The following is an 18,664-nucleotide window of genomic DNA, read 5'->3' on the forward strand; positions in this document are numbered from 1 at the left end:
TGGGAGCCTTCGGGGGAGTGTGGAATACTGGGCGCAGGTCGGAGTCATCCAGACCCCCGACCCGCGAGTGCCCACTGACCGGTGTGACAGGCCGATCAAAGCGCATGGAGCCTCACCGCGACGCCAGTCGACCGCGGGGGCGACAGCGTTGCGGCGCCCGACCAGATGAGGCTTCGCTGCCCATGGCAGCCACGTTTGCGGCGCACCCCCGCCGCTGAAGGAGAGCAACAGTGCTCGATTCCGAACACCCGGATACTGACCAGTCCGCCCAGGACGGCGCGGACGCCACCCCCGCCCAGCCGCCGCGCAGGCGCCGCGCGGCGAGCCGACCGGCCGGGCCGCCCGCGGCCGTCGAGGCTCCGGCCGCCGAGCCCGAGGCGAGCGTTCCTGCAGGGAACGCCCCCGCTCCGGAGACCACGCCCGTCCAGACCGTGGACGCCCCCGCCGCCGAAGCCGTTCCCGAGCCGGCCGCGACGCCCAAGCGTCCCCGGCGCAGCCGCAAGGCCGCCGAGCCGGTCGTAGAGGCGCCTGCCGAGGCCGCGTCCGACCCTGTCGTCGCCGATTTTCCGGCCGTCGCCGAGGCGCCCGCCGAGGTGCCCGTCGCCGCTGAGCCGGCCACGACGCCGCGTCGTCGCCGTGCGACGCGGGCAGCGGCCGCTCCGGATGCGCCGGCCGCCGGCGACGGCGAGGTCGCGGCCAGCCTCGCAGAGCTTGCCCAGTCCGGGCGTGGCACGTCCCGTCGCACGCCGAAGTCCGAGACCTTCGGATTGGCGCAGGAGGCCTCTCCCGACGAGGTGTTGAACTCGCTCGCCGCGGTGATCGGGGGGCGCCTGGCCGAGGGCGTCGATGCCGAGGCCACCGAGGACGAGGAAGCCGACGCGGAGGCCGAGGCCACCGAGGAGGAGCTCGCCGAGGACGAGGCCGCCGAGGACGAGGCCACGGACGACGACAGCGACGACGAGGGTGCCGAGGCCGCCGAAGGCGAGGACGGCTCACCCCGCCGGCGTCGCCGTCGCCGCGGAGGCCGCCGCCGCCGGCGCGGAGCCGGGGAGCCGACCGCGGACGCCGAGGGCGATTCCGACGCCGAGGGTGAGGGCGAGTCCGCAGAGGACGCCGACGCGCCCGCCGCGGAGGAAGAGGGCACCGACGGACCCGCGGCAGAAGGCACGGCCAGCCGCCGTCGTCGTCGCCGTCGTCGCCGTACCGCCGACGACGCGTCCGAGGCCGACGACGACAGCGTCGAGGTCGTCGTCCGCGTCCGCGAGCCGCGCCGTCGCAGCACCGCGAGCGACGAGGTGACCGGCATCGAGGGCTCGACCCGGATGGAGGCGAAGAAGCAGCGCCGCCGCGAGGGCCGCGCCGCCGGCCGCCGTCGCACTCCGATCCTGAGCGAGTCGGAGTTCCTCGCCCGCCGCGAGGCGGTCGAGCGCATCATGCTCGTCCGCCAGGCCGACGACTACAGCCAGATCGCGGTGATGGAGGACGGGGTGCTCGTCGAGCACTACGTCGACCGCGCCTCGGCGACGTCCATGATCGGCAACATCTACCTCGGCCGGATCCAGAACGTGCTGCCCAGCATGGAGGCGGCGTTCGTCGACATCGGACGCGGCCGCAACGCCGTCCTGTACGCGGGCGAGGTCGACTGGGAGTCGTTCGGCGTGACCGGCGCGGACAAGAAGGTCGAGCGGGTCTTCAAGTCCGGCCAGCAGGTGCTGGTGCAGGTGAGCAAGGACCCGGTCGGCGCCAAGGGTGCGCGGCTGACGTCGCACATCTCGATCCCCGGCCGCTACATCGTCTACTCGCCGGGCGGCCACCTGTCCGGGATCTCCCGCAAGCTGCCCGAGGGCGAGCGTCGGCGGCTGAAGTCGATCCTCGACGAGCTGATCGGCTCCGAGGCGTCCGTCATCGTCCGCACGGCGGCCGAGGGGGCCAGCGAGGACGAGCTCGTCCGTGACGTGAACCGCCTGAAGGCGCAGTGGGAGGTGCTGGAGAAGAAGGTCAAGGCCGGCCAGGCGCCGCAGCAGCTCTACGCGGAGCCCGACCTCACCGTCCGGATCGTCCGTGACCTGTTCACCGAGGACTTCGGCGCGCTGATCGTCGACGGCAACGGCGGTGCCGAGGACACCTACGACACGGTCGACGCCTACGTGCAGCACGTCGCGCCGCACCTCGCCGAGCGCCTCCAGCGGTGGGACCGCACCGCCTCCGGCGACATCTTCGAGGCCTACCGCGTGCACGAGCAGGTGGCCAAGGCGCTCGAGCGCAAGGTGTTCCTGCCGTCGGGCGGCTCGCTGATCATCGACCGCACCGAGGCGATGACGGTCATCGACGTCAACACCGGCAAGTTCACCGGGACGTCCGGCAACCTCGAGGCGACGGTCACGTCCAACAACCTGGAGGCCGCGGAGGAGATCGTCCGCCAGCTGCGCCTGCGGGACATCGGCGGGATCATCGTGATCGACTTCATCGACATGGTCCTGCCGGCGAATCGCGAACTGCTGCTGCGTCGGCTGGTGGAGTGCCTGGGTCGTGACCGCACCCGCCACCAGGTGGCAGAGGTCACCTCGCTGGGCCTGGTGCAGATGACCCGCAAGAAGATCGGCACCGGCCTCGCCGAGGCGTTCACGGTCGCCTGCGAGACGTGCCACGGCCGCGGGTACCACGTCCACGACGCACCGGTGGCGTCCCAGGCGCCTGCCGACGGCGGCGATCGGGACGGTTCCCGTCGTGGGCGCGGTGGTGCCCAGACGACCCGGCGCGCGCCGCGCGGCCGTCGGGAGGACCCGAAGCCCGCCGCCCCGTCGCCGGTGCTGCTGGCCGCGCACGCCCACGAGCACGCGCACCACGTGGACGCCCCCGAGCTGCCGCTCCCCGAGCCCGCGGACGAACTCGCCCAGGCCGTCGCCGCCCTGCTGGCGCCGGACCCCGTGCCCGAACTCGCCCCCGCGGAGGACTCCGTGGTCGTCGAGGCCGTCGTGGTCGAAGAGCCGGTGGTGGTCGAGGTGGACGCGCCCGCGGACGCCGTCGTCGTGGTCGAGGAGCCCGCCGAGTAGTGGCATCGTCATCCCGGGATGACGGGTCTTCCTGTCATCCCGGGCTTGACCCGGGATCTGGTGCCTTCGTGTCATCCCGGGCTTGACCCGGGATCTCCTCGACGCCGAACTACGCCTTCGGCACCTTCGCCAGGTCGTCCAGCCAGAGCGCCGCGGACGTGTCCGACGGCGCCCTCCAGTCGCCGCGCGGGGACAGCGAGCCGCCGCGGACGACCTTGGGCCCGTTCGGCAGCGCCGAGCGCTTGAACTGGGCGAAGCCGAAGAACCGCTTGCAGAACACCTCCAGCCACTTCGTGATCGTGGCCAGGTCGTAGGACGTCCGCTCGTCGGTGGGGAAGCCCTCCGGCCACTCGCCCGCGTCCGCGTCCCGCCAGGCGTGCCAGGCGAGGAAGGCGATCTTGGACGGCTTCATGCCGCGGCGCAGGACGTGGAACAGCGTGAAGTCCTGCAGCGAGTACGGCCCGATGGCGGCCTCCGTCGACTGGGGCGTCTCTCCCTCACCGACCGGCACCAGCTCCGGGGTGATCTCGGTGTCGAGGATCGCCTGGAGCGTCACCGACACCGCGTCCTCGAACTGCTCCGAGCTGATCACCCAGCGGATCAGGTGCTGCATGAGCGTCTTCGGCACGCCACCGTTCACGTTGTAGTGGCTCATCTGGTCGCCCACGCCGTACGTGCACCACCCCAGCGCGAGCTCGGACAGGTCGCCGGTGCCGAGCACGATGCCGCCGCGCTGGTTGGCCAGCCGGAACAGGTAGTCCGTCCGCAGCCCTGCCTGGACGTTCTCGAACGTGACGTCGTAGACCGGCTCACCGTCCGCGAACGGATGGTCGATCTCGGCGAGCATCGTCCGGGCCGTGCCGGTGATGTCGAGCTCTGCGAACGTCACGCCCAGGGCCGTGGCCAGCGCAGTCGCGTTGTTCTTGGTGTGGGCGGACGTGGCGAAGCCCGGCATCGTGAACGCGAGGATGTCGGTGCGGGGGCGGCCCAGCCGGTCCATCGCGCGCGCGGCGACGATCAGCGCGTGGGTGGAGTCCAGGCCCCCGGAGACGCCGATCACGATCTTCGGCTGCCCGATCGCCTTCAGCCGCTGCTCGAGTCCCGAGACCTGGATGTTGTAGGCCTCGTAGCAGTCCTGCGCGAGCCGGGCCGCGTCCGCCGGCACGAACGGGAACCGCGCGAGCGGACGCCGAAGGCCGAGGTCGCCAGTGGGCGGGTCGAGGTCGAAGGTGACCGTGCGGTACTCGTTGACGCGCTCGGCGTGCGTGCGGCGGTTGTCGTCGAACGTGCCCTGGCGGATCCGGTCCTGGACGAGCGAGCCCAGGTCGAGGTCGGCGATGGACGCCTGCGCGCCCTTCGGGAACCGCGCGGAGGAGGCCAGCAGCGTCCCCGACTCGTAGACGAGCGTCTGGCCGTCCCAGGACAGGTCGGTGGACGACTCGCCCTCGCCGGCGGCGGCGTAGACGTAGCCGGCGATCAGCCGGGATGAGCCGGACGCGCACAGCAGCTTGCGTTCCTCCGCCTTCGCGACCGTGATCGGGGAGCCGGAGAGGTTCGCGATCACCGTGGCGCCGGCCAGGGCCGCCTCGGCGGACGGCGGGACCGGCACCCACATGTCCTCGCAGATCTCCACGTTCAGCACGAAGCCGGGGACGTCGTCGGCGGCGAACAGCAGGTCGGAGCCGAACGGGACGTCCTCGCCGGCCACCCGGATCTCGCCGGTGACGTCGTCGCCCGGCCCGATCTGGCGGCGCTCGTAGAACTCGCGGTAGGTGGGCAGGTACGACTTCGGCACCACGCCGAGGACCTGGCCGCGGTGGATCACGACCGCGCAGTTGTAGAGCCGGTTGAGGCTGACCAGCGGGGCGCCCACCACGACTACGCAGCCGAGGTCGGCGGTCTGCGGGACGAGCCACGCCAGCGCCTCCTGCACGGCGTCGATGACGGTGTCCTGCAGCAGCAGGTCCTCGATGGAGTAGCCGCTGAGCGTGAGTTCGGGGAAGACCGCAAGGCACGCGCCCGCGTCCGCGCACTCGCGGGCCCGCGCGAGCACGGCCTCGGCGTTGGCTCTCGGCTGCACCATCGCGATCGGCAGCGTGCAGGCCGCAACGCGGGCGAACCCGTGCTCGTAGAGGTTGTAGAAGTCCATCGGCGCTCCTGGCTACGGTGTCGCGCTCAGCATGCCACGCGCGATCGCCCGGACGCGCCACACTGGGTCCATGGCGGACGTGCTGCGCGTGGACACCCCGGACGGGCCCGGCGAACTGGTGGTGGACGCGTCGGCCGCGCCCACCGCGCTGCTGGTGCTCGGCCACGGGGCGGGCGGCGGCGTGGACGCCTGGGATCTCGCGCTGCTGACGCGCGAACTGCCCGGCTCCGGGGTGAGTGTGCTGCGCTACCGCCAGCCCTGGCTGGTGGCCGGGCGCCGCGTCGCCGGCAACCCGGCCAGCCTCGACCGGGGCTGGCTGCCCGCCGTCGCCGCGGTCAGGGAGGCGGCAGACGGCGTGCCGGTGTTCGTCGGTGGACGCAGCGCGGGCGCTCGCTGCGCGTGCCGATGCTTTGACGCGTCCCTGGCCGGGCTCGTCGCCCTGTCGTTCCCGCTGCACCCGCCGGGCACGCCGGCGAAGTCGCGCGTGGCCGAACTCGCCGGCGTGGCCGGGCCGGTGCTGGTGGTGCAGGGTGCGTCCGACCCGTTCGGCGGACCGGCGGACGTCGCCCGCGCGCTGGCCGACGCCGGGGCGTCCGGCGAGCGGATCGTCCACGTCCCCGGAGCCACCCACTCGCTGGCTCCCACGAAGAGCATGCCCGCGGCGTCCGTGGGCGCCCGCGAGCAGCTCCTGGTCGGCGCCGTCCTGACCTTCATCGCCGACGTCCGCGACCCCGTCCCCGCCGCCGAGTAGGCCGTCCACCACAAGGTGGACGGAAAGTCGCGACTACACGGCAAATCCGTCCACTTCACGGTGGACGGGGGCGGCGTCCGCGACAAGGTGGACGGATAGTCGCGAGTACACCGCACAACCGTCCACTTCAAGGTGGACGCGGCCGCGGGCCACGTCAAGGTGGACGGAAAGTCGCGAGTTCGCCGCACAACCGTCCACTTCAGGGTGGACGGGAGCGGCGTCGGAGCCCTGTCATCCCGGGCTGGACCCGGGATCTCCGCCGCGCTGCCTGCACCCCCCGCGCCGGGCGGTGGGGGCCGGACGGCTCCCGCCGTGGCGTGATCCTGCCGCGCTGCGCGCGAACTGTGACAGGAGGGGCCTCTGGGACAGGCAGGGCGGCGAGATCGCGTCAGCGCTGCACGGGGACGGCTGCCCGCTCTCGGGCGAGCAGCGAGCGCTTCACCTCGACGCCCCAGGCGAAGCCGCCCATCGTGCCGTCGCCGCGTAGTACACGGTGGCACGGGACGAACAGCGCGGGCGCGTTCGTCGCGCAGATGCTGGCGGCGGCGCGCACCGCGGTCGGGCTGCCGAGGACCTCCGCGAACGCCGCGTACGACAACGGGTGGCCCGGCGGGATCTCCCGCAGCTGCCGCCAGCCGCGCAGGCGCCAGTCGCTGCCGGCCTGCCGCACCGGCACGTCGTCGATGGCGGCCAGGTCGCCCGCGTAGTAGCGGCGGACGGCGTCCGTGGGGCCCGCGACCTCGGCGTCGTCGAGGTCCGCCGCTTCGACCGTGTCCGGGCGCTCGGCGGGACGCAGCCGGGCGAGGATCACCTCCGGGTCGCCCGTCCAGCCGGACGCGAGGACGACCCCGTCCTCGGCGAGCAGGGTGAACGGCCCGTCGGCGGTGTCGATCGTGGTGAGCTTCATCGGGTTTCCTTCCTCGGTGTGGCGGCGCGCCACAGGTGCAGGGCGGCGTAGGACCGCCACGGCGAGAGTCGTGCGCCCCAGGCCGCGAGTTCGCGGGGGGAGTCGGGCAGGCCGAGGGCCGCGGCGCCCTTGCGCAGGGCGACGTCGCCGGTCGGCAGGATGTCCGGGTGCCCGAGGACGCGCATGGCGACGTACCCGGCCGTCCACTCGCCGATCCCGGGCAGCGCGACCAGGCGGTCGTGCTGGGCGACGGGGTCGTCGGCCCAGGACAGGTCGAGCTCACCGATGGCGAGCCGCTCGCAGATCGCCAGGATGTGGGCGATCCGCGTCCGGGGGCCGACCAGGACCTCGCGGCCGTGCTCGACCACCTGCGCCGGCGTAGGGAACAGCAGTCCGAGCCGATCGACGGGGGAGGGCACGGTCGTCCCGCACGCCTGCGCGAGCCGGGACAGCTGGGTGCGGGCGGCCGCGACCGAGATTCTGCTGGCCGACCAGCGCCCGCAGCAGCATCTCGTGGGGGTCGACAGCTCCCGGCAGCCGGATCCCCGGCGTGGCCGCGAGGGACGCGGTGAGCGCAGGCTCGGCGGCGAGTGCCTGGTCGATGCCGACCGGATCGGCGTCGGCGTCGAAGAGCCGGCGCACCCTGGCGACGAGCGGGGCGAGGTCGGCCAGCGTGGTCAGGGTCGCCGACAGCGACAGCCGGTCGGCGTCCGCGCGCACCTCGAAGGTGGCCGGCCCTCGGGGCAGGAGGAGCGTCCGCGCGTAGTGGTCGGGGCCCGCGTCCTCGACGCCCGGCAGCGCCCGTGCGGCGAGCCACGCGAACACCCCGGCCGCGTCGAACGGCAGCCGCACGGGCAGCGCCAGCCGCACCCGTACCCCGTCCGCCGATCCGGACGCGGGGTGGGCGGCGGGCCCCGAGCCGTCGGCAGTGCGGCGTGGACGGGTGGCGCGCAGCGCGGACGGCGTCCGGTCGTACACCTCGGCGACGGTGTCGTTGAACTGCCGGATGCTGCCGAAGCCGGACGCGAACGCGATGTCGCTGATCGACAGGTCGGTGGAGACCAGCAGTTCGCGGGCCACCTGGGCGCGGTGCGCGCGGGCCAGGGCCAGCGGCCCCGCGCCCAGTTCGCCGCCGAGCAGCCGGTTGAGGTGACGGGTCGTGTAGCCGAGCCGGCCGGCGAGCCCCGGCACCCCCTCGCGCTCGACCACCCCGTCGGCGATCAGCCGCATGGCGCGCGCGGCTGCGTCCTGTCGCAGGTTCCACTCCGGGGAGCCGGGGACGGCGTCCGGCAGGCACCGCTTGCACGCCCGGTAGCCGGACTCGTGCGCCGCCGCGCTGGTTGCGAAGAACTCCACGTTCGCCGGTTTGGGCGTGCGCGCGGGGCAGGACGGCCGGCAGTAGATGCCCGTGGAGCGGACCGCGGTGACGAACGCGCCGTCGAAGCGGGCGTCCTTCGTTGTGACCGCCCGATAGCGCTGCTCGAAGTCCATACCGACCAGCATGGCAGGCCGCCCACGCCCGAACTAGCGGAAATCGGACGCGGCCGTGACCTGTGGACAACTCCTTCCTTGTCCACAGGTGGCGCAGGTCGGTGACCGGTTCTGGGCCGATCTGCCGAAGATGTGGGGCGTGCGGACGAGAACACCCTTTCCCTTTCCCGCGGTGCCCACGGCCGGCCGCGACCTGATCGCGCTGGGCGCCAGCAAGCACCGGCTCGAGGAGGCGGTTCGCGACGGCCGCCTCCTCCGGGTGCGACGTGGTGTGTATCTGGATGCGACGAAGTGGCCGGCCGACCCGCGCGAGCAGCACCTGGTACGGGCGTGCGCCCAGCAGGCCTACCAGGCCGAAGGGGTCGTGTCACACCGGTCTGCGGCCGCCTGGTGGCGCATCCCGCTGCCCTCCACCGACTGGGTCGACGAACCGGCCTGGCTCACCCTCCCGGCCGGCGCATCGTTCCGGTCCGAGCGTTCTCCCGGTGTGGTGCAACTCGTCGCGCGCCTGCCCCGTCACCAGGTGGGGACGATCGACGGCGGGTTCCCGGTCACCACGATCGCCAGGACGGCCGCCGACCTGGTCCGGACCCTGGAGTTGCCGGAGGCGCTGGTGGTGCTCGACGGCGCGCTGCGCCTGTTGTGCGCAGACCTGGTGCTCAACCCTCGGCGCTCCGACTACCGCAACCAGCGATTGGTCGAGGCCGCACGGGCACCCGTGCGCGACGCGATGGCCGGGCGGGGGATGGCCGCGGCGCGGCGCTGGCTCGAGGTGGCCGATCCGGTCCGGGAGAGTCCCATCGAGTCCCTCGCGTTCGGGCACATGATGTTGGCGGGCCTTCCGCTGCCCGAGTGCCAGGTTCCCATCGCGACGCCGCTGGGGACCTTCTTCCCCGACTTCTACTGGCGCGACCAGGACCTGATCGGGGAGGCGGACGGGCGGAGCAAGTACGCCGACGCTGGCGACATGATCGCGGAGAAGCGGCGCGAGCAGGTGCTGCGTGACCAGGGCCATCGTTTCGTGCGCTGGGATGGCGGGGAGATCCACGCTCGCCCGCACGTGGTGATGGCACGGATCGGCAGGGCGCTCGGGCTGTGAGAGTGCGGCTTTTCGCCCAGAATGGGACCGCCGAGATCCGGATGGTGGGGTAGTTGCGCCTTTCGGCCCGGTTCCAGTCCAGTGGGAGCGGGTTTCACGGGGCCGAAAGTCGCGACTCGGGCTGTCAGCCCGGGCCGGGTCTCCGGAGCCGTGCCGAAAGTCGCGAACGCGCGGCGCGGGCCGAGGCCGGTTTGACCCCCTCCACCGAGGGGCCGTAGTCTTGACCCTCGGTGCTCACTGGGCAGGCGAAGCGTCGCCCGGGGCATTCAACAGAGCACACACCTCGTCCCGTCGGGGATGGGTGCGTGTCGGACAGAGCTTAGGGAAGTGGGTCGGGCGTGTACGCGATCGTGCGCAGTGGTGGCCGCCAGCACAAGGTTGCTGTGGGCGACATCGTGGAGATCGACAAGGTCGAGGCGAAGGCCGGCGACAGCGTTTCGCTGACCCCGCTGCTGCTCGTCGACGGCGACAAGATCACCGCAGATGCGAAGAAGCTCGGCAAGGCGAGCGTCACCGCCGAGGTGATCGCCGAGACCAAGGGTCCGAAGATCCGGATCATCAAGTTCAAGAACAAGACCGGCTACAAGAAGCGCCAGGGCCACCGCCAGCGCTACACGCAGGTCAAGGTCACGGGCATCGAGAGCTGAGGCAACTGACATGGCACACAAGAAGGGCGCATCGTCCTCCCGCAACGGGCGCGACTCCAACTCGCAGCGCCTCGGCGTGAAGCGCTTCGGCGGCGAGCAGGTCAACGCCGGCGAGATCATCGTCCGGCAGCGCGGCACCCACTTCCACCCCGGTGAGGGCGTGGGACGCGGTGGCGACGACACCCTGTTCGCGCTCCGCGCGGGCAAGGTCGAGTTCGGCACTCGGCGTGGCCGCCGCGTGGTGAACATCGCGGTCGAGGATGCCCAGTAGGCGCGCGGCACCAGAAGACGCAAGGAAAGGGCGGCCCTCGGGCCGCCCTTTCCGTGTGTGCGGGCTCGTCCAATGTGCGCATGGGCGCCCGCAGGGAGCTTTCGTAGGATCGGCCCATGGCTGCGCGACGGCGGGCGATGGCCGCTCTCGGCGCCGCAGTCGCCGGTGTCCTGCTCAGCGGCTGCCACGTCCAGGGCACGGTCGACGTGCTCTCGACCGAGGGGGCATCGCTCGACCTCCTGGTGAGCGACTTCACCTTCGAGTGTGTGCCGAGCAGTGAGCCGCTCGCGTCCGTCCGACTCGAGCCGGGGCCCGATGTGCTCGGCAGCGCGACGTGCCACGTGTCCGGCAGGATGCCGCTGTCCAGCCTCGGCTTCTCCGACTTCCACGCGTCCGCCGTCGGCGAGTACTGGACGTTCGACGGCGCCCTGAACAGCAACCGCGGCGGCTGGCCGGATGACGAGATCGAGGTGCGATTCCCGGGCGACGTCCTGGAGTCCAACCAGGGCACGATCCGCGGCCGCAGCCTCCTGCTGAACCCCGCGAGGCTCACCAGCGGTCAGATCCGGGTCGTCACCCTCAACAGGCCGGGGCCGGCGAACTGGGTGGTCGCCGCTGCGGCCGGCGGCGTGGCGGGGATCGTCCTCACCATCCTCCTCGCGTCGTTGATCCGGTGGCTGAACCCCCCGCGTCCGGTGCTGCCGGCTCCGGTGGACGCCGAGGCGGACGCGCCCGATCCACAAGCGCCCACCCGGGACAGCGAGCGGCCGCCGGTCGACCCGACCGGGACCGCACCCGAGCGGCCGGTGATCGACCACGCCTGGTTCGCCACGCCAGGGGGAGAGCCATCGCTCGCGGGTCCGGCACCTCCCGTGGACGCCACCGCGTCCGTCGACCACTCGATCTGGGCCTCTCCCGAGGACCGCTGAGCAGCGCCGGCCCCGGCGGGAGGGACGCCCCTGGTGCCCGGCCCGAGGCCCCCGGTTAGGATCGCGCCATGTTCCGGACGCGAGGTCGCCCCGCGATGGCCGTGCTGGCCGCCGCCGCGGCGCTCCTGCTCACCGGTTGCGACACCTCGGGCAGCATCGAGGTGGTCTCCGCCGACGAGTTGAAGGTCGACCTCGTGTTCACCGACCTGGACGCGACCGGGTGCACGCCCGTGGACAACAGCACCGTGCACGTGACCGCGACCCCCGTCTCTGCAGACGGCACGGTCTCCTGCCATGTCCAGGGCTCGGTGCAGTTGTCCGCACTCGAGGATGCGATGCGGTTCACCACGATCGGTGACTACACGGTCCTCACCTCCGACTTCAGCGGGATCGACACCGCGGACAGCAATCTCGACCTCGAGGTGATCGTGCCCGGCGAGGTGGTCGCGGCCACCCGTGGCGTGGTCTCCCACAACTCCGTCCACTACACAGGGTCGCTCGCCACGCTCGCCCAGGACCCGCTCACGATCGTCTCGACCACGCGCCAGCAGCCGCCCCCCGCGCTCTTCGCCGGTGGTGGAGCCCTCCTCGGGGTGGCCCTCACCCTGTTCGTGCTCGCGCTCCGGCGCCGCGCGACCGCGACCTCGGGCGGCGAGGCGGACGCACCGTCCGAGCCGGTCGTCGAGCCCGTCGAGGGGCAGCCGTCGGACGCGGCGGACGGCCTCGGGGCCGACCCGGACGAGCAGGCCGGTGAGCCCTCGCCGCCGCCCGACCACTCGATCTGGGCGCCCCCGGAGGACGAGGGCATCGGACGCGACGGGACCGACCACGCCTGAGTCGGGCCCGCGCCGCCCGGACGGCAACCCCGGCCGGCCACGCAGGGCCGATAGGATGTCAGCCTGAGCCGTCCTCCACCTGGCGGCCCGTCCGATCCGGAAAGTTCCTCGTGGCCATCCCTTCCTTCATCGACCGCACGGTGCTCACCGTGGCCGCCGGCAACGGCGGGCACGGCTGCGCGTCCATCCGGCGGGAGAAGTTCAAGCCGCTCGGCGGCCCCGACGGGGGCAACGGCGGCAACGGGGGCTCGGTCATCCTGCGCGTCGACCCGGGCCTGACCACGCTCGTCGAGTTCCACCGCCAGTCGGTGCGCAGGGCCTCCAACGGCCAGCCCGGACGCGGCGACTTCGCCAACGGTGCGAACGGTGAGGACATCATCCTGGCCGTGCCCGACGGCACGGTGGTCCACGACGGTGACTCCGGCGTGGTCCTCGCCGACCTCGTCGGGCCGGACGCCGAGGTCGTGATCGCCCACGGCGGCCGCGGCGGCCTCGGCAACGCGGCGCTCGCGTCCTCGGCCCGCAAGGCGCCCGGCTTCGCTCTGCTCGGCGAGGACGGAGAGTCCCGGCAGATCACCTTGGAGCTGAAGGTGGTCGCCGACATCGGCCTGGTCGGCTTCCCGAGCGCCGGCAAGTCGTCCCTGATCGCCGCCATCTCGCGCGCGCGTCCGAAGATCGCCGACTACCCGTTCACCACCCTCGTCCCGAACCTGGGCGTGGTGGTGGCCGGAGCGACCACCTTCACCGTCGCGGACGTCCCGGGCCTGATCGAGGGCGCGAGCGAGGGCCGCGGCCTCGGCCACGACTTCCTGCGCCACATCGAGCGGTGCCAGGCGATCGTCCACGTCATCGACTGCGCGACCTACGAGCCCGGACGCGACCCGCTCACCGACCTCGACGTGATCGAGGCCGAACTCGCCGCCCACGGCGGCCTGGAGGACCGGCCGCGGATGGTGGTCCTGAACAAGGTCGACATTCCGGACGCGGCCGAGCTCGCCGCGATCGTGACCGACGACGTGAAGGCCCGCGGCCTGCCCGTCTTCGCCGTCTCCACCAAGACCGGCGTCGGCCTGCAGGCGCTCACCTTCGCGATGGCCGAACTCGTCGCCGAGCGCCGCAGCCGCGACGCCGCCGTGCCGCCGAAGCGGATCGTGATCCGTCCCGAACCGGTGGCGGGTGGTCCGGAGTTCACGATTCTCGCGGCAGGGCGACGGTGAGGGCGGCTTCGTCTGGCGGGTGCGCGGCGAGAAGCCGGAACGCTGGGTCAGGCAGACCGACTTCAACAACGCCGAGGCCGTCGGCTACCTCGCCGACCGGTTCGCCCGCCTCGGCATCGAGGAGGAGCTGCTCGCGTTGGGGGCGCTCGCCGGCGACGCGGTGGCGATCGGCGGGGAGAACCCGGTCGTGTTCGACTTCGCCCCGCAGATCGAGGTCGGCGCCGAGATCCTGTCCCGGCGCGGCGAGGACCAGCGGCTGGCCACCGAGCGCCCGGCCGCCCGTCGCCGGCGCGCGATGGACGCCGAGTACCACGCGGCGAAGGCCGCGGAGCGCGAGGCGGAGCAGCACACGCGACTGGCGGCCGAAGGGCTGGACGACGACGATGAGTGAGGCCGGCGCGTCCGCGGCCGCCCCGGCCCGGACGGAGATCACGGGCGCCCACAGGCTGGTGGTGAAGGTCGGTTCGTCCTCGCTCACCGACGCCAGCGGCGCGCTCGACATCGCCCGCATGGAGGTCCTCGTCGACGCGCTGGCGGCCGCCCGGGGCCGCGGCCAGGACGTCGTGCTGGTCTCCTCGGGGGCGATGGCCTCGGGGATGGGCCCGCTGCGAATGAAGCATCGGCCGCGGGACCTCGCGAGCAAACAGGCCGCGGCGTCGGTGGGCCAGGGCCTGCTGCTCGGCCGGTACGGGTCGCTGTTCGCCCGGCACGACCTCACGGTCGGCCAGGTGCTGCTCACCGTCGAGGACGTGACCCGGCAGGACCACTACCGCAACGCGCTGCGCACCTTCACCCGGCTGATCGAGCTCGGCGTGGTGCCGATCGTGAACGAGAACGACACCGTCGCCACCCACGAGATCCGGTTCGGCGACAACGACCGGCTGGCCGCGCTGGTCGCCCACCTGGTCGGGGCGGATGCGCTCGTCCTGCTCAGTGACGTGGACGCTCTCTACACCGAGCACCCGTCGCACCCGGAAGCCCGGCCGATCCCGCTCGTCCCCGACATCGAGGAACTGGTCGTCGACACGTCGGGACGCGGCGCGGAGGTCGGCACGGGCGGCATGGAGACGAAGCTCCAGGCGGCCCGGATCGCTGCCGCCTCCGGCATCCCGGTCGTCCTGGCCGCGGCCGAGCGGGTGGCGGACGCCCTCGCCGGGGCAGAGGTCGGGACGCTGTTCCAGGCCACCGGGAAGCGCCGCGCCCGCAAGCTGATGTGGCTGGCCTACGCGTCGGTGTCCCAGGGTGAGCTCGTGCTGGACGCGGGCGCGGTGAGGGCGGTCACCGAACGGAAGGCGTCGCTCCTCCCCGCCGGGATCATCGAGGTCCGCGGCACGTTCCGGGCCGGCGACCCGGTCCGGCTGGTCAGCGAGGCGGGCGCCGTGGTCGCCCGCGGCCTGGTCGGCTACGACTCCGCCGACCTGCCCGGCATCATCGGACGCAGCACCCGCGACCTCGTCGCCGAGCGCGGCGCGGGCTTCGACCGCGAGGTCGTGCACCGCGACGACATGGCCGTCCGGGCGCGCAGGAGGAAGCCGTCGTGACCCCGGTGGAGATCCTCGGCTGGGTGGCAGCGCTGGTCGGCACCGTGCTCGGTCTGCCGCAGCTGATCCGGCTGGCGCGCACCCGCAGCACCGCGGGGCTGTCGCTGTTCGGCTGGCAGGCGATCCTCGTGCTCAACCTGATCTGGGCGATCCACGGGATCAAGATCGGCCAGGCGAACATGATCGTGACGAACCTCGGTGGGCTCGTCACGACGTCGATCGTGCTCTACCTGTTCACGAAGGACCTGGGCCGGCGGCTGTTCCCGGTTGTGCTGCCGAGCCTGCTGGCCGTCGTCGTGCTGGTGGCGATCGACCTGGGCCTGGGCAGCACCGCCTTCGGCGTGGCGTCCCTGGTGCCGGCGATCCTCGCCAACGCCGGCCAGATCATCGAGGTCGTCCGCTCGCCGTCGGTCACCGGGGTGTCGCCGGTCTTCCTCGGGCTCGGGCTGGTCAACCAGTTGCTGTGGCTGAGCTGGGCCGTGCTCCTGAACGAGGCGTCCTCGAAGATCTCCTCTTTCCTGCTGGTGCTGATGATCGCGTTCAACCTCACCTGGTACCTGCTCCGGCGCGCGGGCCTGCGGGCCTTCTTCGTCCGTCCGGTCGAGGCGGTCGAGGTCGCCCCGGACCTCGCCGGGCAGGCGGAGTTCACCGGACAGTGAACGTCCGGGTGGGGGTCCGCGCCGTATCCTTGCGCGCATGACGTTCGCCGATCAGGCCACCGCGGCCCAGGTGGCCAGCCGTGCCCTCGCCGTGCTCCCTCGCGCCCCGAAGGACGCCGCGCTGCACGCGATGGCCGACGCGCTCGCGGCCGCGTCCGGGCCGGTGCTGGCAGCCAACGCCGACGACGTGGCCGCCGCCCGCGCCGCCGGCACGCAGGAGTGGATGGTCGACCGGCTCGCGCTGACCCCGTCCCGGGTCGACGGCATGGTGGCGGGGCTGCGGTCTCTGGCCGGGCTGCCCGACCCGGTGGGCGACGTGGTGCGGGGCTGGACGAACCCGAACGGCGTCCGGGTGCGGCAGGTGCGGGTTCCGCTCGGCGTGGTGGGCATCATCTACGAGGCGCGTCCCAACGTGACCGCCGACGCCGCCGGCATCTGCCTGAAGTCCGGCAACGCCGCGCTCCTGCGCGGTTCCTCGTCCGCGCTGGCCTCCAACCGGGCGATCGTCGCCGCGCTGCGGGAGGGTCTGGCCGCGTCCGGGCTGCCCGAGGACGCCGTGCAGCTCGTCGAGGGCGACCGGAGCGTCACCGGGGAGATGATGGCCGCCCGCGGGCTGGTCGACGTCCTGGTCCCGCGCGGCGGGGCGGGCCTGATCAACGCGGTGGTGGACGGCTCTAAGGTGCCGGTGATCGAGACCGGGACCGGCAACTGCCACCTGTTCGTGGACGCGTCCGCCGACATCGACATGGCGCTCGCCATCATGCTGAACGCGAAGGTCCAGCGGCCCAGCGTCTGCAACGCGCTGGAGACGCTGGTCGTCCACGCCGACATCGCGCCCGCGTTCCTGCCCAGGGCGCTGGCAGCGCTCGCCGGCGCGGGCGTCACCGTCCACGGCACCCCGGAGGTGTGCGCGTACTCGGCGGACGTGGTCGCCGCCGGCCCGGAAGAGTTCGACGAGGAGTACCTCTCGCTCGACCTGGCCGCCCTGGTGGTCGCATCGCTGGACGAGGCGATCGCGCACATCCGCGTCCACAGCACCGGGCACTCGGAGACCATCGTCACCTCCGACCGGCGCGCCGCCGACCGCTTCACCGCGGAGGTCGACGCGGCCGCCGTGCTCGTGAACGCGTCCTCCCGGTTCGTGGACGGCGGCGAGTTCGGCTTCGGTGCGGAGATCGGCATCTCCACCCAGAAGCTGCACGCGCGCGGCCCGATGGCCCTGCCGGAGATGACCTCGACCAAGTACATCCTGGACGGCGACGGCCAGACGCGCGCCTGACCGGCCGCCCCCGGAGCCGGCGCGGCCGCGGGGGAGGCAGGCGGCGGCCCCGCCCGTGTAGGATCCGCGACATGCAGACGCTCCTCGAGGCCGCCGTCTACGACGTGACGCTGCCGGTCGTGGTCGGACTGGTCGCCTTCGGCATCCTGCTGACCGGGCTCGGTTACGTCCGCCAGATCGGCAAGGGACGGCCGCACGCCAAATGAGCGAGACCCCGATCGCCTGGGACCGCACGGGCTCCCGGCGACTCCGCCTCGGCGTGATGGGCGGAACGTTCGACCCGATCCACCACGGCCACCTGGTGGCTGCGAGCGAGGTGCAGGCCCGCTTCGCCCTCGACGAGGTGGTGTTCGTGCCGACCGGGGAGCCGTGGCAGAAGGCGGGCAAGCAGGTCTCCCAGGCCGAGGACCGGTACCTGATGACGACGATCGCGACCGCGTCGAACCCGCGGTTCTCGGTCAGCCGCGTCGACATCGAGCGTCCGGGGCCCACCTACACCGTCGACACCCTGCGGGACATCCGCAAGGTCCGGCCCGGGCCGATGGACCTGTTCTTCATCACCGGCGCGGACGCGCTGAGCAAGATCCTGACGTGGAAGGGCGTGGACGAGTTGTTCGACCTCGCCCAGTTCGTCGGGGTGTCGCGCCCCGGCGTCCCGCTGGGGGAGAGCGACATCCGGCACCTGCCCGAGGACAAGGTCACCCTGCTCGAGGTGCCGGCCCTCTCGATCTCGTCCACGGCCTGCCGCGACCGCGTCGCCCAGGGCCTGCCGCTGTGGTACCTGGTGCCCGACGGCATCGTCCAGTACATCGCCAAGCGCGGGTTGTACCGCGTGAGAGGAGACTCGTGACCGCCACCGAACACGCCCTGGAGATCGCCCGCACCGCGGCCAGGGCCGCCGTGGGGAAGCTCGCCAAGGACCCGGTGGCGTTCGACGTCTCCGACCGGCTCGCGATCACCGACATCTTCCTGATCGTGACCGCGAGCAACGAGCGCCAGGTCGGCGCCGTCGTGGACGCGGTCGAGGAGGCCCTGCTGAAAGAGGGCGTGAAGGCCGTCCGGCGCGAGGGCGACCGGGAGAACCGGTGGGTGCTGCTGGACTTCCTGGACGCTGTCGTGCACGTCCAGCACGCCGAGGAGCGGGCCCTGTACGCGCTCGAGCGGCTCTGGAAGGACTGCCCCCGGCTCGACCTCGGCCCGCTCGAGGAGCCCGTCGCCGAATGACCGCCGCACGGGTCGTCCTGCTCCGGCACGGGGTGACCGACTGGAACGACGGCGGGCGGTTCCAGGGCCACGCCGACGTCCCGCTCAACGAGGAGGGCCGCGCCCAGGCCGCGGCCGCGGCGGAGCGCCTGGTCGGTGCGGGGATCACGCGCGTCTTCGCTTCCGACCTGAGCAGGGCGAACGAGACGGCCCGGATCGTGGCCGCGCGCTGCGGTCTCGCGGTCGACGCCGACCCGCGCCTTCGCGAGGTCAACGTCGGCTCCTGGTCAGGCCTCACGATGGACGAGGTGGGTCGCATCGAGCCGGACTTCTGGCCGGCCCTGCAGGAGGGGCGCGACTTCCGCCGCTCGCCGGAGGGCGAGTCGGCCACCGAAGCGGGTCGACGCGTCGCGCTGGCGGTGATGGACCACGCCGAGGCGGCGGCCGACGACGAGGTGGTGCTGGCCGTGGGCCACGGCCTGTCCCTGCGCGTGGGCGCCCTGCTGCTGATGGGCCTCGAGTACTCGCACGCCCGACTGTTCCGCGGCCTGTCCAACTGCCACTGGACGGTACTGGAGCCCGGCGACGAGTACTGGCGGCTGCGAACCTACAACGCGGGCGCCGAGTGACGG

At 72.8% G+C, this 18,664-nt stretch carries 18 protein-coding genes and 1 pseudogene; 15 read left to right on the forward strand and 4 right to left on the reverse strand.

What is annotated here, in order from left to right; genetic code table 11:
- The first annotated feature begins 230 nt into the window (after positions 1-230).
- A complete protein-coding gene (locus tag QM779_RS01990) occupies positions 231-3,053 on the forward strand; it encodes an Rne/Rng family ribonuclease (protein ID WP_428530821.1) in 2,823 nt (940 codons plus the stop codon).
- A 109-nt stretch (positions 3,054-3,162) separates the two neighbouring features.
- On the opposite strand, the gene QM779_RS01995 is transcribed toward QM779_RS01990, so the two are convergent.
- Positions 3,163-5,202: an NAD(+) synthase gene (locus QM779_RS01995; protein WP_428530824.1), complete on the reverse strand. Its 2,040-nt coding sequence runs from the start codon at positions 5,200-5,202 to the stop codon at positions 3,163-3,165.
- 70 nt (positions 5,203-5,272) lie between these two features.
- Here QM779_RS01995 and QM779_RS02000 point away from each other — a divergent pair, with 70 nt between their 5' ends.
- Positions 5,273-5,953, forward strand: a complete 681-nt coding sequence (locus tag QM779_RS02000; RefSeq protein ID WP_428530827.1) for an alpha/beta family hydrolase — start codon at positions 5,273-5,275, stop codon at positions 5,951-5,953.
- Positions 5,954-6,341: 388 nt separating this feature from the next.
- Here the strand turns inward: QM779_RS02000 and QM779_RS02005 are convergent, their stop codons facing one another.
- From QM779_RS02005 to QM779_RS02015, 3 genes are read right to left on the reverse strand one after another with little or no spacing between them, the layout of a single operon-like run.
- Positions 6,342-6,860 carry a methylated-DNA--[protein]-cysteine S-methyltransferase gene (locus QM779_RS02005; RefSeq protein WP_428530830.1) on the reverse strand — a complete coding sequence of 173 codons (519 nt, stop codon included), beginning with the start codon at positions 6,858-6,860 and terminating at the stop codon, positions 6,342-6,344.
- Positions 6,857-7,228, reverse strand: coding sequence for a DNA-3-methyladenine glycosylase family protein (locus tag QM779_RS02010; protein ID WP_428530833.1), 372 nt, complete (start codon positions 7,226-7,228; stop codon positions 6,857-6,859). The genes QM779_RS02005 and QM779_RS02010 overlap by 4 nt, the downstream gene beginning before the upstream one ends.
- Complete coding sequence (locus QM779_RS02015; RefSeq protein ID WP_428530836.1) at positions 7,140-8,363, reverse strand: bifunctional transcriptional activator/DNA repair enzyme AdaA; 1,224 nt, start codon at positions 8,361-8,363, stop codon at positions 7,140-7,142. The genes QM779_RS02010 and QM779_RS02015 overlap by 89 nt, the downstream gene beginning before the upstream one ends.
- A gap of 160 nt (positions 8,364-8,523) precedes the next feature.
- Here QM779_RS02015 and QM779_RS02020 point away from each other — a divergent pair, with 160 nt between their 5' ends.
- The 13 genes and pseudogenes from QM779_RS02020 to QM779_RS02080 all read left to right on the forward strand — a co-directional run bounded on the left by QM779_RS02020 (position 8,524) and on the right by QM779_RS02080 (position 18,661).
- A complete protein-coding gene (locus QM779_RS02020) occupies positions 8,524-9,450 on the forward strand; it encodes a DUF559 domain-containing protein (protein WP_428530839.1) in 927 nt (308 codons plus the stop codon).
- 338 nt (positions 9,451-9,788) lie between these two features.
- Positions 9,789-10,097 (forward strand): 50S ribosomal protein L21, encoded by a 309-nt coding sequence (rplU, locus tag QM779_RS02025; RefSeq protein WP_377106002.1) that lies wholly within the window; start codon positions 9,789-9,791, stop codon positions 10,095-10,097.
- A 10-nt stretch (positions 10,098-10,107) separates the two neighbouring features.
- A complete protein-coding gene (gene rpmA, locus QM779_RS02030) occupies positions 10,108-10,368 on the forward strand; it encodes a 50S ribosomal protein L27 (protein WP_428530843.1) in 261 nt (86 codons plus the stop codon).
- Between the two features lie 116 nt (positions 10,369-10,484).
- The gene (locus QM779_RS02035) at positions 10,485-11,297 is read left to right on the forward strand and encodes a hypothetical protein (RefSeq protein WP_428530846.1); all 813 of its coding nucleotides are present in this window, start codon (positions 10,485-10,487) and stop codon (positions 11,295-11,297) included.
- A gap of 68 nt (positions 11,298-11,365) precedes the next feature.
- Complete coding sequence (locus QM779_RS02040; RefSeq protein ID WP_428530849.1) at positions 11,366-12,133, forward strand: hypothetical protein; 768 nt, start codon at positions 11,366-11,368, stop codon at positions 12,131-12,133.
- 110 nt (positions 12,134-12,243) lie between these two features.
- Positions 12,244-13,741, forward strand: a pseudogene (obgE, locus tag QM779_RS02045) (GTPase ObgE).
- Positions 13,734-14,891: a glutamate 5-kinase gene (gene proB, locus QM779_RS02050; protein ID WP_428530852.1), complete on the forward strand. Its 1,158-nt coding sequence runs from the start codon at positions 13,734-13,736 to the stop codon at positions 14,889-14,891. The pseudogene obgE and the gene proB overlap by 8 nt, the downstream one beginning before the upstream one ends.
- Positions 14,888-15,550: a SemiSWEET family sugar transporter gene (locus tag QM779_RS02055; protein ID WP_428530855.1), complete on the forward strand. Its 663-nt coding sequence runs from the start codon at positions 14,888-14,890 to the stop codon at positions 15,548-15,550. The genes proB and QM779_RS02055 overlap by 4 nt, the downstream gene beginning before the upstream one ends.
- Positions 15,551-15,587: 37 nt before the next feature.
- Entirely contained in the window at positions 15,588-16,829 is a 1,242-nt protein-coding gene (locus QM779_RS02060) for a glutamate-5-semialdehyde dehydrogenase (RefSeq protein WP_428530858.1), read from the forward strand.
- A gap of 71 nt (positions 16,830-16,900) precedes the next feature.
- Positions 16,901-17,035: a hypothetical protein gene (locus QM779_RS02065; protein WP_428530861.1), complete on the forward strand. Its 135-nt coding sequence runs from the start codon at positions 16,901-16,903 to the stop codon at positions 17,033-17,035.
- The gene (nadD, locus tag QM779_RS02070; protein ID WP_428530864.1) at positions 17,032-17,679 is read left to right on the forward strand and encodes a nicotinate-nucleotide adenylyltransferase; all 648 of its coding nucleotides are present in this window, start codon (positions 17,032-17,034) and stop codon (positions 17,677-17,679) included. The genes QM779_RS02065 and nadD overlap by 4 nt, the downstream gene beginning before the upstream one ends.
- A complete protein-coding gene (gene rsfS, locus QM779_RS02075; RefSeq protein WP_428530867.1) occupies positions 17,676-18,053 on the forward strand; it encodes a ribosome silencing factor in 378 nt (125 codons plus the stop codon). The genes nadD and rsfS overlap by 4 nt, the downstream gene beginning before the upstream one ends.
- Positions 18,050-18,661, forward strand: a complete 612-nt coding sequence (locus tag QM779_RS02080; protein WP_428530870.1) for a histidine phosphatase family protein — start codon at positions 18,050-18,052, stop codon at positions 18,659-18,661. The genes rsfS and QM779_RS02080 overlap by 4 nt, the downstream gene beginning before the upstream one ends.
- Positions 18,662-18,664 lie beyond the last annotated feature (3 nt).

It is taken from the genome of Propionicimonas sp., assembly GCF_049840635.1.
Classification (GTDB): Bacteria; Actinomycetota; Actinomycetes; order Propionibacteriales; family Propionibacteriaceae; genus Propionicimonas.

Coding starts and splice junctions, on each gene's coding strand:
- QM779_RS01995 (WP_428530824.1), bottom strand. CDS start 5,202: ATGGACTTCTACAACCTCTACGAGCACGGGTTCGCCCGCGTTGCGGCC.
- QM779_RS02000 (WP_428530827.1), top strand. CDS start 5,273: ATGGCGGACGTGCTGCGCGTGGACACCCCGGACGGGCCCGGCGAACTG.
- QM779_RS02005 (WP_428530830.1), bottom strand. CDS start 6,860: ATGAAGCTCACCACGATCGACACCGCCGACGGGCCGTTCACCCTGCTC.
- QM779_RS02015 (WP_428530836.1), bottom strand. CDS start 8,363: ATGCTGGTCGGTATGGACTTCGAGCAGCGCTATCGGGCGGTCACAACG.
- rpmA (WP_428530843.1), top strand. CDS start 10,108: ATGGCACACAAGAAGGGCGCATCGTCCTCCCGCAACGGGCGCGACTCC.
- QM779_RS02035 (WP_428530846.1), top strand. CDS start 10,485: ATGGCTGCGCGACGGCGGGCGATGGCCGCTCTCGGCGCCGCAGTCGCC.
- QM779_RS02040 (WP_428530849.1), top strand. CDS start 11,366: ATGTTCCGGACGCGAGGTCGCCCCGCGATGGCCGTGCTGGCCGCCGCC.
- proB (WP_428530852.1), top strand. CDS start 13,734: ATGAGTGAGGCCGGCGCGTCCGCGGCCGCCCCGGCCCGGACGGAGATC.
- QM779_RS02060 (WP_428530858.1), top strand. CDS start 15,588: ATGACGTTCGCCGATCAGGCCACCGCGGCCCAGGTGGCCAGCCGTGCC.
- QM779_RS02065 (WP_428530861.1), top strand. CDS start 16,901: ATGCAGACGCTCCTCGAGGCCGCCGTCTACGACGTGACGCTGCCGGTC.
- nadD (WP_428530864.1), top strand. CDS start 17,032: ATGAGCGAGACCCCGATCGCCTGGGACCGCACGGGCTCCCGGCGACTC.
- QM779_RS02080 (WP_428530870.1), top strand. CDS start 18,050: ATGACCGCCGCACGGGTCGTCCTGCTCCGGCACGGGGTGACCGACTGG.